At 38.2% G+C, this 13,666-nt stretch carries 11 protein-coding genes; 2 read left to right on the top strand and 9 right to left on the bottom strand.

Annotated features, from left to right (window positions below; translation table 11 throughout):
* Positions 1 to 118: 118 nt before the first annotated feature.
* The 8 genes from HXT53_RS01195 to HXT53_RS01160 form a co-directional block, all read right to left on the bottom strand.
* Positions 119 to 979, bottom strand: a complete 861-nt coding sequence (locus HXT53_RS01195) for an aldo/keto reductase (protein ID WP_048730883.1) — start codon at positions 977 to 979, stop codon at positions 119 to 121.
* Between the two features lie 93 nt (positions 980 to 1,072).
* A complete protein-coding gene (gene araA / locus HXT53_RS01190) occupies positions 1,073 to 2,587 on the bottom strand; it encodes an L-arabinose isomerase (protein ID WP_174142727.1) in 1,515 nt (504 codons plus the stop codon).
* Positions 2,588 to 2,638: 51 nt separating this feature from the next.
* Positions 2,639 to 3,331, bottom strand: a complete 693-nt coding sequence (locus tag HXT53_RS01185; protein WP_004115871.1) for an L-ribulose-5-phosphate 4-epimerase — start codon at positions 3,329 to 3,331, stop codon at positions 2,639 to 2,641.
* A 90-nt stretch (positions 3,332 to 3,421) separates the two neighbouring features.
* Positions 3,422 to 5,035, bottom strand: a complete 1,614-nt coding sequence (locus HXT53_RS01180) for a xylulokinase (protein ID WP_004112043.1) — start codon at positions 5,033 to 5,035, stop codon at positions 3,422 to 3,424.
* Between the two features lie 73 nt (positions 5,036 to 5,108).
* On the bottom strand, positions 5,109 to 5,339 hold the full coding sequence (locus HXT53_RS01175; RefSeq protein ID WP_004115879.1) for a CDP-diacylglycerol--glycerol-3-phosphate 3-phosphatidyltransferase: 231 nt from the start codon (positions 5,337 to 5,339) through the stop codon (positions 5,109 to 5,111).
* Positions 5,340 to 5,475: 136 nt separating this feature from the next.
* A complete protein-coding gene (gene mmsB, locus HXT53_RS01170) occupies positions 5,476 to 6,696 on the bottom strand; it encodes a multiple monosaccharide ABC transporter permease (protein ID WP_421780431.1) in 1,221 nt (406 codons plus the stop codon).
* Between the two features lie 7 nt (positions 6,697 to 6,703).
* On the bottom strand, positions 6,704 to 8,248 hold the full coding sequence (locus HXT53_RS01165; protein ID WP_004112038.1) for a sugar ABC transporter ATP-binding protein: 1,545 nt from the start codon (positions 8,246 to 8,248) through the stop codon (positions 6,704 to 6,706).
* 99 nt (positions 8,249 to 8,347) lie between these two features.
* Positions 8,348 to 9,502, bottom strand: coding sequence for a sugar-binding protein (locus HXT53_RS01160; RefSeq protein ID WP_004117014.1), 1,155 nt, complete (start codon positions 9,500 to 9,502; stop codon positions 8,348 to 8,350).
* Positions 9,503 to 9,772: 270 nt separating this feature from the next.
* Here HXT53_RS01160 and HXT53_RS01155 point away from each other — a divergent pair, with 270 nt between their 5' ends.
* Together HXT53_RS01155 and HXT53_RS01150 are read left to right on the top strand one after the other, a co-directional pair.
* A complete protein-coding gene (locus HXT53_RS01155) occupies positions 9,773 to 10,951 on the top strand; it encodes an ROK family transcriptional regulator (RefSeq protein WP_421780428.1) in 1,179 nt (392 codons plus the stop codon).
* A 55-nt stretch (positions 10,952 to 11,006) separates the two neighbouring features.
* On the top strand, positions 11,007 to 11,846 hold the full coding sequence (locus HXT53_RS01150; protein ID WP_004112032.1) for an ATP-binding cassette domain-containing protein: 840 nt from the start codon (positions 11,007 to 11,009) through the stop codon (positions 11,844 to 11,846).
* Between the two features lie 343 nt (positions 11,847 to 12,189).
* Here the strand turns inward: HXT53_RS01150 and HXT53_RS01145 are convergent, their stop codons facing one another.
* Positions 12,190 to 13,395, bottom strand: a complete 1,206-nt coding sequence (locus tag HXT53_RS01145) for a hypothetical protein (RefSeq protein ID WP_421780426.1) — start codon at positions 13,393 to 13,395, stop codon at positions 12,190 to 12,192.
* Between the last annotated feature and the right edge of the window lie 271 nt (positions 13,396 to 13,666).

The raw sequence follows: 13,666 nt of genomic DNA, 5'->3' as shown, positions 1-13,666 counted from the left end.
AAAATTTTTTGTTCACTTATACTGTCCACCATTAATCACTCGTAGCCTCGATGACAAGGAATCAATAAGTCACATATATAACCCCTTCACAAATACAAATAAAACAAACGCCACACAATTATGCATAACTAAACGTTGCAGGGTCATGCCCCATTCGCTCATTAGTGTTCAAATCATCTATTGCACGTATTTCATCATCCTTAAGACTAAATCCAAAAACATTAATATTTTCACGTTGCCTATTTTCTGAAACAGATTTAGGTATGATAATGTATCCATGCTCAATATGCCAGCGCAAAATCACCTGCGCACAAGTAACATCATGATTCTTAGCAATAGTTTCCAAAACACCATCGCCGATATTCAAATCACGTCCGCGCGCCAATGGAGAATACGCTTCAATAGCAATATTATGCTTCTTGCAAAAATCAACTACATTAGACTGCTGCCAGCTCGGATGCAATTCAATCTGATTCACTTGAGGCCACTGACCAACTTCATCATATAAACGCTGCAAATCAGAAGGCATAAAGTTACACACACCAAGCGAACGTACCCTACCTTCCTCTTTCAACTTAACAAATGCTTTCCATGTTTCTGCAGAACGCCAATTAAATGGTGTAGGCCAATGAATCATATACATATCCACATAGTTCAAGCAAAGATCCGCAAGTTGAGAATCAAAAGCCTTCAAAGTACTGTCATACCCCTGCTGTGAATCTCTAACCTTTGTAGTCACCCATAGGTTTTCTCGCAATTCGCCAGTATTAAAACCAGTTTCGCGCAATACTTCACCTAGCTCATTCTCATTGTTATATCCAGCTGCAGCATCAATATGTCTGTATCCTAACGAAAGAGCGCTTTCTACAACATCATGCATACTTACTTTATCAACTCGAAGTACACCTAAACCAACTTGTGGTATAGAATTGCCATCCGATAATAAAATGTTAGGCACAATGTGCATATTTTCATTCATTAAAGCACCCCTTCGCTATAAAATTGACCATTATTTTCAAAGGAAATAATAACACAACAAACACTCATCACTAGAGACGTAATAATGCCAATATTACTTAACATTAAGCTTGTAATACATTTGAGAAATCTGTAGATTGCGCTCAAAATCTTGGGTATTAGTGTTTTTATCAATCACAGCTAGTTCGACACCAGAGATACGCGCAAAATCTTCCCAAACTTCTCTACCAATTGACGTTGTCATACAAGTATGATGGGATCCACCAGCTAATAACCAGCATTGCGCAGACAAAGATAGACTTGGCTGCGGTTTCCACATGGCGCGAGCGCAAGGCAAATTCTTTAGGCTTCCAGACGGCTCTACAACATCGACAATATTCATTAAAAGTCTAAATCTACTGCACATATCCGCAAGAGAAACCACAACAGCATCCTTTTTAGGAGCAGCAGTAAACACGAGTCTAACAGGATCTGATTTTCCTCCAATACCCAATGGATATATAGCAAGACGAGGTTTTTGAATACTTCCAATAGAAGGCGAAACTTCTAACATATGTGATCCTAATATCATTTCGTTATCTGGCTCAAAATGATACGAGTAATCTTCCATAAGAGAAGCTCCACCTTCAAGACCATACCCCATAACTAATCCCAAACGAACCAATATTGCGGTTTTCCAATCCCCTTCTGCCGAGAAACCCCATCCATATTCGGAAGGAAAACGTTGAGCAGCAACTCCTGGAAGTTGGGAAAGACCACCAAGATCTTCAAAATTATCTACTGCAGCAGTAGCATCATAATCACACATCATGGATACCATTCCAACTTCCTGCTTAGCTGCAATTAACAGAGAATCATATTTTTGATTTAATAATTCTGGATCAATATTGTATTTATTTTTATAATCTTCTATCAAATCTTTAGCTTGCTTATCTGTAGCACGATTAACATATGAATTTAATTCGTTTACAGACCAAGTATTAATAGATGCACCAAAGATTTTCTCAGCTTCAGTTTTATCTCCTTCAGTAACAGCAACGTTACGCATATTGTCTCCCCAACGCATAACGTTCATATTGTTAGACGCCCACCAGCCTAAACACGCACGAACCCAAGTATTTATGCGATCCGAAACTTCTGGATTCGTATAATGACCAACAACTATTTTTCTTCTAATACCAAGTCTAGAAACAATATAACCGAATTCTCTATCTCCATGAGCAGCTTGATTTAAATTCATAAAATCCATATCAATACTTTCCCAAGGTATTTCACGATGATACTGGGTATTCAACTGAAGCAAAGGTTTACGCAATAGTTCTAATCCGCGAATCCACATTTTTGCTGGCGAGAACGTGTGCATCCAAGCAATAACACCGATACAAGATTCTTTTGAAGACGCATCAACCATAAAATTACGCACAGCGTCAGATGATTTTAAGGTTGGTTTCAAAATAATTTTCACAGGTATCGAATGTTGATTATTTAAATAATCTACGATTTCGCCAGCTTGTTTTGCCACTTGTTCTAGTGTTTCTGGACCATATAGTTCTTGCGAACCTACGGCAAACCACACTTCTTTGTTCTCAAAAGGATTTTCCATAGCCATTATTTACTCCTATAAGACTTATATATGTAATTGTTTTTAGATTATTTTTTATTAGTTTTGTCCATAAACATTTTGATATCGTTTATTAAGAGAATTGATATCTTCTTGCTTTATATCGATTATTTTCCCTATTTGCCTAGCAGCCCACATTGTTTTGGCTACTTCTTCTGTCATAGCAGCAGCTTTCACAGCACTTTCTGCATCTTTTCCAATTACGAAAGGACCGTGATTTTGCATCAAAACCGCTGGCGACTTAGGATATTTGCGTAATGTTTCAACAACGCCTTGCCCAATGGCCTCACTGCCAATCAACCTGAATGGTCCAACTGGAACAGGACCACCAAACTCATCTCCCATCATTGTTAATCCACACGGTATATTTTCTCCAATAGCAGCCCAAGCAGTAGCATAAGTCGAATGAGTGTGTACTACTCCAAATACTTCAGGCATATTTCTATAAATATAAGCATGCGAAGCTGTGTCAGAACTTGGAGAATAGGATCCATCAACAACATTCCCATCTAGATCACAAACAATCATTGATTCAGGAGTTAGTCTTTCGTATCGTACTCCAGAAGGCTTAATAACCATTAAATCAGCAGTATGCAAACGTTGAGAAACATTTCCCGCAGTCCACACAACTAAATTCCATTTAATAAGTTGATCATGCAAATTGGATACTAATTCGCGTACCTGTTTTACCTCAGATTGAGTTTCTTGTGAATAATCTTTTAAAGTTTTCATAATTACTATTTCTTTCTAATAAATTTTTTAAAAATATGATGAGAAAACACTATTTTTAGTCTTGCTTAAGCAATCTTTTGCACAATATTTTTACGGCATCGTAGTTATTGCTGCATGTTCTATTGGCAATGACCTCATAAATTGCTCAAAATATCTCTGGAATCCTTCCACGTCATCCTTACGAGGGAAAACGGTAACTGAATTCACATGAGCAAATACTTCATTTTGCAAAAAGTCTATTAATGTTATATTTTTTCGCCTAATATATGATGCTAAAATCGCCATTCCCCACGATCCGCCTTCAGAAGCCGTAGGCATAGTGGTTACTGGAACACCAAACGCCGCCGAAGCAATACGCTGAGAAACTTCAGGGGTGGCAAAAATACCACCATGACCAAGCAATGAATCAATTTCAACATGCTCTTCTTTTGTTAAAACATTCATTCCAATAGTCACTGGACAAAATGCTCCATATAGTTGAGCACGCATAAAGTTTCCGAGTGAAAGTTTTGCTTGCGGACCGCGAGCAAATACAAATCGTCCTTCTTCCAAACCTGCTTGAAACTCTCCAGAAGAAAAACAGTAGTTAATATTTCCTCCAGCATCAAATTCAGTTCCATTATCAACAGCAGAATTAAACAGGCTTGTATATAACAAATCCATTGATATTGGTTTTCTTATTGCATCTGCAAATTGAGCAAATAAATTAACCCAAGCATTTAAATCTGTAGTGAAATTATTAGCATGACTCATTGCAGATAAATGACCATCTGGAGTCATAACTATATCTAACTCTTTATGAGCTTTTGACAAAGGGCGCTTTAAAACAACAGTTGCAAAAATAGATGTCCCAGCCGAAACATTACCAGTACCAGGCTTTAATGTATTGGTTGCAACCATACCGGTTGCCGCATCTCCTTCAGGAGGAACAAATGGTATTCCTGGATTCAAAATGCCACTAGGGTCAAGAAGAGAAGCACCATCAACTGTCAATCGACCAGCAAATTCTCCAGCGGAAAGAGGTGTAGGTAAAATATCCTTCAAATTCCAAGGCTGATTAGATATTTCAGGAAGATTCTCAATTTTATTTAGCGCATTCTCATCCCAGCTTAAAATGTTTGAATCCATAGGAAACATTCCAGAAGCATCCGACAATCCTAATACTTTTTTGCCAGTAAGCTTCCAATGAATATAGCCAGATAGTGTAGTAAAGAATGCTACATTATGTACGTGCTCTTCTTTGTCAAGCGCACATTGATACAAGTGAGCTATCGACCAGCGTTCTGGTATATTAAGACTTAATTCGCTAGAAAGAATTCTGTGAGCATCATGCGTATTGGTATTTCTCCAAGTCCTAAATGGCACAAGCAACTTATTTCTATTATCAAAGGCTAAATAACCATGCATCATTGCTGAAATACCAATGCCGCCAATATTATTTAAACGCAATTGGTAGTCTTTATTAATTTGATTACTTATCTGAGAAAAAACAGATTGTATTCCATGCCAAGCATCAGATAGATCATAGGTCCACAAACCATTTTCTAGTTTGTTTTCCCACTTATAAGATCCTTCTGCAATAACTTGATATTGTCCATTAATTAAAGCACCTTTAATTCTAGTTGAACCCAACTCAATACCAAGATATGTGTTTGCATTAATAATATCTTTTTTATTAGATGATACGCTCGAAATATCACACATGATGCTCCTTTGCATGCTTTTATAAGATTCATTTATTCAAATATGTAGAAAATCTTGAATACCCAATCATTTATTACTTTTTAGAATCCTCGCTCTTATCTTTACGCTCTTGACTGAATCCTTTAAAAGCGTTGTAACCGCAATAGCCGATTACAATTAATAAGCACAATGAAAAAATAAGAGTGTACCAAGCGAATAAATCACCAGATTTATAAGAACCATATAAAGACTGGAATAACCAAATCGACATAAAAAAGGTAGTTAGAGCGTACATTCTAGTCTTTTGAATATATTTTTTTGGCATATATTCCTCCTTATTGTTCTTTTATTCTGATTAACACCTGTTAATATCTATTAATAACTAACAAAACTGGGCGTACACTTTTCGTTCACAACGCTTGTGTAATATCTGAAGCGCACGCCCAATATATACGGCATTTTTAGCGCTTACGACGCTTGCTCATTATGTCAACAGCCACTGCAGCGAGTAACACAAGACCCTTAATTGTCTTCACAATTGCAGTGTCAACGCCCATGATAGACAAGCCTTGATTGATTACTCCCATAACAAAAGCACCAACAACGGCTCCAGGTATAGTTCCAACACCACCAGTTACAGCAGTGCCACCGATGAAGCAGGATGCAATTGCATCCATTTCAAATTCCATACCAGCTTGTGCAGTAGCAGATGCCAGACGAGAAAGCATAGCCACAGCAGCAATAGCAGACAAGAATCCCATATGAACAAACAAGCAGAAATCTACACGCTTAACATCAATATCAGAAAGTATTGCAGCTTTACGGTTACCTCCAACAGCATATATGTGACGTCCAAAAACTGTCTTTGTAAGAATAAAGTTGTATGCAACTACCAAAATCGCAACAATCACCAACATAATTGGAGTTCCACCCATCTCGGAATTGCCAGAGGATGCTAACAAATATGTTACAAATATGATTGCAAGAGCAGCAAATACGATCTTGCATACAGTAATCGATAGTGGTTCTGGGACTAATCCAACTTTTTCTACATGCTTACGCTTATTAATTTGGCTCCAAGCAAACAAAGCGATGCACATAAGACCAAGAACAATCGTAAGACCATCAAACGGACCCCACCAACCGAGAATATTAGGAAGATAGTTACGAGCAATTCCACGGAACGCGTCTGAAGTGATAGGCACAGATTCGCCAACTATAACCGTAGATAAACCGCGGAAGATCAGCATACCTGCAAGAGTGGTGATGAATCCAGGAATCTCCATTCGAGCCACCCAGAAACCGTGCCAGCAACCAATAAGTAAACCAACAACAATTGATATAGCAATCGCTAATACCCAATTAACACCATAACGTTCCATCAACAGTGCACAAACACCACCAATAAATGCAACTAAAGATCCTACAGAAAGATCAATGTGTGTAGCAATAATCACCATCACCATGCCTATTGCCAAGATAATCACATATGCATTCTGCTGAATTAAAGAAACAAAACTGTTAGGAGTTAAAAGAACACCTTTTGTAAGTATTTGGAACACAACGACAATAACGATTAAAGCTCCAACGATTCCATATTGTCTTGCATTATCGGTAATTGTCGAAAGAATACTTGATTTTTGTTCACCCTTCGTATCTTGGGCTAATCTGTTTTTGCTCATGATAACGCTAATTCCTTTCCTTAGTCATGCATTTCATCAGATATTCTTGGGTAAACCCATTCTTATTAACATCATCAGTAATAATGCCTTGACTTACGGTATAAATACGATCGCATATACCAATCAATTCTGGTAGTTCAGAAGAAATAACTACAACAGCTTTACCTTGATCGGCAAGCTTATCGATGATTTCATAAATTTCATACTTTGCACCAACATCTATACCACGAGTTGGCTCATCGAGAATGAGTATGTCTGGATCAGAAAGAACCCATTTTGCCAATACAACCTTTTGCTGATTTCCGCCAGAAAGCGTAGAAACTTGCACATCAATGTTTTGACATTTTATATTAAAGTTCTCTCGATATGCATCAACTTCTTTTCGTTCAATGTTTCCATCAACAACACCTAATTTGCTCATTTTTGACAATGAAGCAATAGATGAATTTTCGCGAATATTCTGCAAAAGATTTAAACCATAACCTTTACGATCTTCTGTAGCATAAGCCAAACCAGCATTAATTGCTTCTTGCACATTGCGCAATTCGACTTTTTTACCTTTAATATAAAGATCACCAGTTATATTGGAGCCATATGAGCGTCCAAAAACACTCATGGCCAATTCGGTTCTGCCAGCACCCATCAATCCAGCCAATCCAATAATTTCGCCAGAACGAACATACAAATTAGCATTATCGACTATTATTCGGCTATTATCCATTGGATGATGAACTGTCCAATTGGTTATACGAAGATATTCTTCACCAGATTGATTTGTTTCGTGCTTAGGATACAGATTGGTTAATTCTCGACCTACCATTTTACGAATTAATTCATCGTAATCTAATGGCGTTTCTGGTGTAATATACATTTCACCAACTGTCGATCCGTCACGAATGATAGTAACGTTATCTGCTATTACAGCAACTTCATTAAGCTTGTGCGTAATTATAATGCTTGTAACACCATGTTCATCTCTTAATTGACGAACAAGCTGTAGTAAATGCGCAGAGTCCTCATCATTTAATGCTGCAGTTGGTTCATCAAGAATCAGCAACTTTACATTTTTAGACAAAGCCTTAGCAATCTCTACAAGCTGCTGTTTACCAACACCAATATCCATAATCTTTGTATCTGGATCTTCTGGCAAACCAACACGTTCAAGAAGTTCTGCAGCTTTAGCGCGAGTTTCACTCCAATCAATTACTCCATTTTTGGAGCATTCATTTCCCATGAAAATATTTTCAGAAATTGAAAGAAATGGATTTAAAGTCAGCTCCTGATGAATAATAACAATTCCATCACGTTCTGAATTTTTAATATTACTATATTTACACTCTTTTCCGTTAAATATAATCTTTCCCGTGTAAGATCCGTAAGGATAAACACCTGATAGCACATTCATTAACGTAGATTTACCAGCACCATTTTCGCCGCAAATTGCATGAATTTCACCGCGATCAACCGAAAGATTAACATCAGTAAGAGCTTTTAGTGAACCAAACGTTTTTGTGATGTGCTGCATACTCAATATCGTGTCTTTATGCGACATCATCTACTTCCAATCATTACAACGCACAGTTTCAACTAATGGAGGCACAACTATGGCACTAATCGTGCCCCCATATTAGTTCAAATTGATAGTTAATTTTTAATGTACTAACTTATCAAAGCGTTCTTGTGTTATATAACCATCTTTCACTAAGTCAGTAAGATTATCCTTAGTAATATCTTGTGGATTTAGCAATTTAGAAGGAACGTCTATCTTGTTGTTATTGAACTTTCCGTTAATACCAGACACCTTCTTGCCTTTAGCAATTTCCAATACCATCTGATAAACGGCTTCAGCAAGCTTATTGACATTCTTAAATACTGTCTGACTCTGCTTTCCACGTGCAATTGAAGATACAGCTGACTCCATAGCATCCTGTCCAGTTATAATTGGCCAATTATCTGTACCTGGCTTTAAATCTGGACGCTTAGATTCAATTGCGTTAATAACACCAGTCGAAATACCATCATAAGGGCTTAATATTGCATGTAGTGGCTGACCTTTAGCATATGCAGAATCAATAATTGATTCCATATCCTTTTGAGCCTGTTCAGCTTTCCACCCTTGAACAGAAATCTTCTGCCAATCTTGAACCTTAAAGTCTTTATTCACGCCACCACCATGATTAGATGGAGAAACTAAGGCACCAGATTTAAAGTATGGTTGCAGCAAATCCCATGCACCCTTAAAGAAGTACTTAGCATTGTTATCATCTGGAGAACCAGTGAAAAGCTCAATATTGAATGGTCCCTTTGCACCATTCTTAAGACCCAACTTATCAATAATATAATTTGCTTCAAGAATACCAGTCTGCTCAAGCTGGAATGTTGCATAATAGTCAACAGCCTTTGTATTCATAATCAATCTATCGTAGGCAATTACTTTAGCTCCAGCATCATGAGCCTTCTCTACTGCAGGTCCTACAGCACTACCATCCTTTGCAGCAACAACAACAACCTTAGCGCCGTTGTTAATCATATTTTCAATATCTGCATTTTGCTGAGCTGGTTTATCGTCTGCAAAGTTCAATATAACTTTATATCCAGCATCTTCTAGCTTCTTCTTTAGGTTATTACCGTCTTTATTCCAACGTTCCTCTGACTTTGTTGGCATAGAGACACCGATGGTGGCACCTTTTTCAATTCCTTGACTTACGTTTTTGGATGCACCACCTCTTGAACCTGAACAGGCTGATAAACCAGCAACTACAGCAATACCTACAAATAAAGCGATTGCTTTTTTACCTATGTTCATCGACGCTCCTTTGCATCAAAAGTTATTTGATATAGACAGCTACAACGCTATCTAGTTTTTTATTATAAACTATTGTGTTAAGTTGTCAAACACATAAATCAAATTTTTCTATTTTTTTGTTTAATATATAAATTTAACACAATTCTTAACGTACATGAATCAACTACTTGTACCAATTATTTAATATAAATTCAGTTAATTTAACCAATAAAGAACAAAAGTATCAAATCAACGAATGACAATTCTTTAAAATACAGATATGCTTATATTATGTCGCATTTATTCGGATCCCAAACTTCATTGCGAGAAGCTAATCGATCTGCATTACTTTCTTACATACGCAGATTTGGTGCAATTACGCAAATAGAGCTTGCTGAAGCGACAGGATTATCAACTGCAACCGTATCAACTCTTGTAAGACAACTTGTAAAAGAAGGGCGGTTGTACACAGAAAACACAATACATAACGGAAGAAAAGCAACACTCGTAGCTTTAGCTCGTAGAAAAGGAATAAGCGCAGGACTAAAAATTAGCAGACACTCTCTAGATCTAATTTTTATTGACTACGAACTTAACATAATCGCGGAACGAACATTACTATTACCAAAACAACATATTCCAGATGTAACTCTCGAGCGAGCAACATTACTCATAAATGAAACTTTATCCAACATAAACGCATCTGCAAAAGAACTAATAGCAATAGGCGTATCTATAACAGCACCAATAGATAAACGTACAAAAACAATAGCAATACCTGGCATTATGCCACATTGGAACAATTTCGACATTATTTCGTATTTACAATCAATTTTTAATATTCCAGTTACTTTAGATAACGATGCAAACTGTTGCGCAGTATGGGAATCAAGAGCAGGATCTGTTACAAAAACCACAGATTTCATATACATAAATACCGATGACGGAGCTGGTGCCTCCATAATGGCAGATGGGAAAATATGGCGCGGCGTAACTGGAATGGCAGGCGAAATAGGGCATATTCAAGTTGATCCACTCGGAAGCATTTGTGCATGCGGAAACCGTGGATGCCTTAATACTTTTATAAATGAAGAACGAATCACATCGTTATTAAGAGTTACCCATGGAGATCTAACTGTAGAAGATCTTGTACGCTTAGCAAACGAAGGAGACCCAGGATGCAGACGTATCATAGCTGATACTGCAATACGAATAGGAACAGTAGCAGCAGAACTATGCACATCAGTAGACCCTGAAATTGTAGTTATAGGAGGACTCCTAGTGCAAAGTGGATCAGTTTTCGTCGATGCTTTTAGAGAGTCATTGCACCGCTTACTATTCCCTGATGTTTTAACTCCTATACAAGTTGTGGTTGCATCAAATCTTACTAATTGTTCTGCACTAGGAGCAGCACTAGAAGGAATTGATGCTGCAGAAAAAATACATCACAAAACATCTCAACACCTATAGAAATAGGTTGTAATATCGATTGCAATATGATTAGCAATATCAACAAGGAGACGTAATGTACGGACAAAATCCACTCCTACAGCTAAAAGATATTAGCGTAAACTTTGGCTTTACCGAAGCGCTTAAATCAATAACACTCGATATTTATAGCAAAGAAATAGTGGCAATTGTTGGAGACAATGGCGTCGGAAAATCCACTCTTATTAAAACAATATCTGGTTTGATCCAACCAACAAAAGGAAGAATGATCTTTGAAGATAAAGAAGTGAATTTGCACTCCATACGAGAAGCAAATGATCTTGGAATAGCAACAGTTTTTCAAGGACAAGAATTTTGCGATAATTTGGACGTTACATCAAATCTATTCTTAGGCAAAGAGATGCGAAATAAATCATGTCATACACTCAATAAAGATGCAATGGCGTGTGAAGCCCGAAAGGCATTACAAGAACTAACATGTGCCATAAGAATACATACTCCAATACGATTACTATCAAGTGGACAACGTCAAACTGTCGCATTGGCACGAATGCTACTATCGGATCCAAAACTCATACTATTAGACGAACCTACAGCTTCATTATCTTTAACACAAACAGCTGAAACCCTATCTTATATGAAACGCCTACGATCACAGGGTCGCACAATTATATTGGTATGCCATAATCTTCCAGACGTATTTGCAGTGGCAACTAGGATAGTTGTACTAAGACAAGGAAAAATCGTTGGAAATCATGATGTTAGTGAAACAAATTATGTCCAAATAATCAGAGAAATGACGGGAATAGAGGATGAGGAAGACGATACAATATCTTCATCAATAATAGACAATATAAACGAGAATCAGAAACTAAGTCATAAAAGAAATGCGCTTATTAGTAGAAGTGCAAAATAAGCTATCAAGGTCAAAACATAAGAGCCTATTCCCGCGTTTGTTTACCAAAACACCAAATCTGACTACAAAACACGCACAAACACGAGCGAGAATAAACAAAAACAAAAAAATGCTTCCGGTTTTGAAAGCCCCTAGTAGCAAACAAAACCGAAAGCAACAACACTCAACACCCAAAACCCAACAAGCTAAACGAATCAACACTGGGAAGAAAAGAAAAACAATAGCAAACCAATGTTAAAACAATAAAACCAAAGAGAATCGGGAATAAACCAGTGTGATGCTTCCCTACAAAACACCACACCAGTCGTTGAGCGCAAACCCTAAATAAGGTGGTAAATAATGCTTAGTGACGCATCTTGCGAACAGCAGCACCCATACCAGCAAGCATAGAAGCAGCCAAAGCAGTCAAAGCAACACCAACACCAGCATTACCAAGCTTCTCGCCAGACTTACCATGACCACCCTTAGCAGCAAGCTCACCCTTAGCATCAGCCTTCTTAGCAGCAGCCTGCTGAGCAGCCTTACCAAGCTTGCCACTAGCAGCATCATTCATAGCCTTAGTAGCACCTGGAACATCCTCAAAATTAGGAGCCAAAGGATCAGAAGTCACAACAGCAGGAAGAACAGCAGGGTTCACTCCCAAACGAACTGCATCATTATAAGCAGCCTTGTACTTAGTCAAAGCAGCATTATACTTAGCAGTAGAAGCAACAGCCTTAGCCTTAGCCTCATCATAATCCTTAGTAGCCTTAGCAGTCTCAGCAACAGCAAAATCAACCTTAGCCTGAGCACGAGCTACAGCATCAGCAAGACGCTGAGCCAAAGCAGAATCATCCTTAGCAGAAACCTTGTAAGCTTCCAAAGCATCCTGAGCAGCCTTCAAAGCCTTCTGAGCAGCTTCCTGAGCAGCTACCTTACCAGCCAAAGTAGCCTTAACCTTCTCATACTCAGCATAATCCTTAGTATAAGCAGCAAAAGCATCATCAAGATGCAACTTAGCAGTCTTCACAGCCTCAACAGCCTTAGCCTTCTTCTGATCATCAGATGGAGCAGCCTTTGGTTCTGGAGCCTTAGAATAAGCCTGCTCGGCAGCAAGATAAGTAGTAGCCTTAACAGTCTTATCCTGCTCAGCAGCAGTCTTAGCTGCCTTTGCATCAGCATCAGCGTTGAAAGCAGCTACATACTTATTAGCAGCTGTAACCTCATTTTGTGGAGCATCATCGGCAGCAGAAACAACTTTATGACCCTGAACCTTAGTGTCATCCTTAATCTCGACTTTAGCAGTCTTAGCTGGCGCATCACCAGCAGCAGTCAAAGCAGCAGCAGCCTTAGTGGCAGCTTCATCAGCAGCCTTCTCAGCTGCAACAGCAGCCTCATATGCAGCACGAGCGGTATCTAATTCCTTCTTCAAATCAGCCTTAGACTTCTTAGCTTCCTGAGACTGAGTATTTGCACCGCCATCAGCAGCGAATACTGGGGTTGCCATTGCGAAGCCGGCAAGCAAAGTAGCGCCAGCAGCGAAAGCGGCGATAGCCTTCTTATTCATCATTTTAATTTCCTTTCTTCTTCTCCTCCGTGCAGGTACACGAAGAAAAATCTTAAACATCCAACAACATTCAAAACATTGCGGATAACCACCATCTAGAGCATCTAGCTAGCAGCTGTTATTAACATACCCCCCCCCCGTTTAAAAAAGTCAAGTCCCAATCACACAAAATAAACAGAAAAAAATAATGTTACACACAAACTAATCCACAATAAAAACTATTTTCACCATAATATTTGTGGATTAACACTAATAAAACCGTAAAAACACATTA

The organism is Gardnerella sp. KA00390 (genome assembly GCF_049244075.1).
Classification (GTDB): Bacteria; Actinomycetota; Actinomycetes; order Actinomycetales; family Bifidobacteriaceae; genus Bifidobacterium; species Bifidobacterium vaginale.
This window is presented reverse-complemented; position numbering and strand designations above follow the sequence as displayed.

Excerpts from the sequence above, each read along its gene's own strand:
- HXT53_RS01195 (WP_048730883.1), bottom strand. The coding sequence starts at position 979 with ATGAATGAAAATATGCACATTGTGCCTAACATTTTATTATCGGATGGC.
- araA (WP_174142727.1), bottom strand. The coding sequence starts at position 2,587 with ATGGCTATGGAAAATCCTTTTGAGAACAAAGAAGTGTGGTTTGCCGTA.
- HXT53_RS01185 (WP_004115871.1), bottom strand. The coding sequence starts at position 3,331 with ATGAAAACTTTAAAAGATTATTCACAAGAAACTCAATCTGAGGTAAAA.
- HXT53_RS01180 (WP_004112043.1), bottom strand. The coding sequence starts at position 5,035 with ATGTGTGATATTTCGAGCGTATCATCTAATAAAAAAGATATTATTAAT.
- HXT53_RS01175 (WP_004115879.1), bottom strand. The coding sequence starts at position 5,339 with ATGCCAAAAAAATATATTCAAAAGACTAGAATGTACGCTCTAACTACC.
- mmsB (WP_421780431.1), bottom strand. The coding sequence starts at position 6,696 with ATGAGCAAAAACAGATTAGCCCAAGATACGAAGGGTGAACAAAAATCA.
- HXT53_RS01165 (WP_004112038.1), bottom strand. The coding sequence starts at position 8,248 with ATGTCGCATAAAGACACGATATTGAGTATGCAGCACATCACAAAAACG.
- HXT53_RS01160 (WP_004117014.1), bottom strand. The coding sequence starts at position 9,502 with ATGAACATAGGTAAAAAAGCAATCGCTTTATTTGTAGGTATTGCTGTA.
- HXT53_RS01155 (WP_421780428.1), top strand. The coding sequence starts at position 9,773 with ATGTCGCATTTATTCGGATCCCAAACTTCATTGCGAGAAGCTAATCGA.
- HXT53_RS01150 (WP_004112032.1), top strand. The coding sequence starts at position 11,007 with ATGTACGGACAAAATCCACTCCTACAGCTAAAAGATATTAGCGTAAAC.
- HXT53_RS01145 (WP_421780426.1), bottom strand. The coding sequence starts at position 13,395 with ATGATGAATAAGAAGGCTATCGCCGCTTTCGCTGCTGGCGCTACTTTG.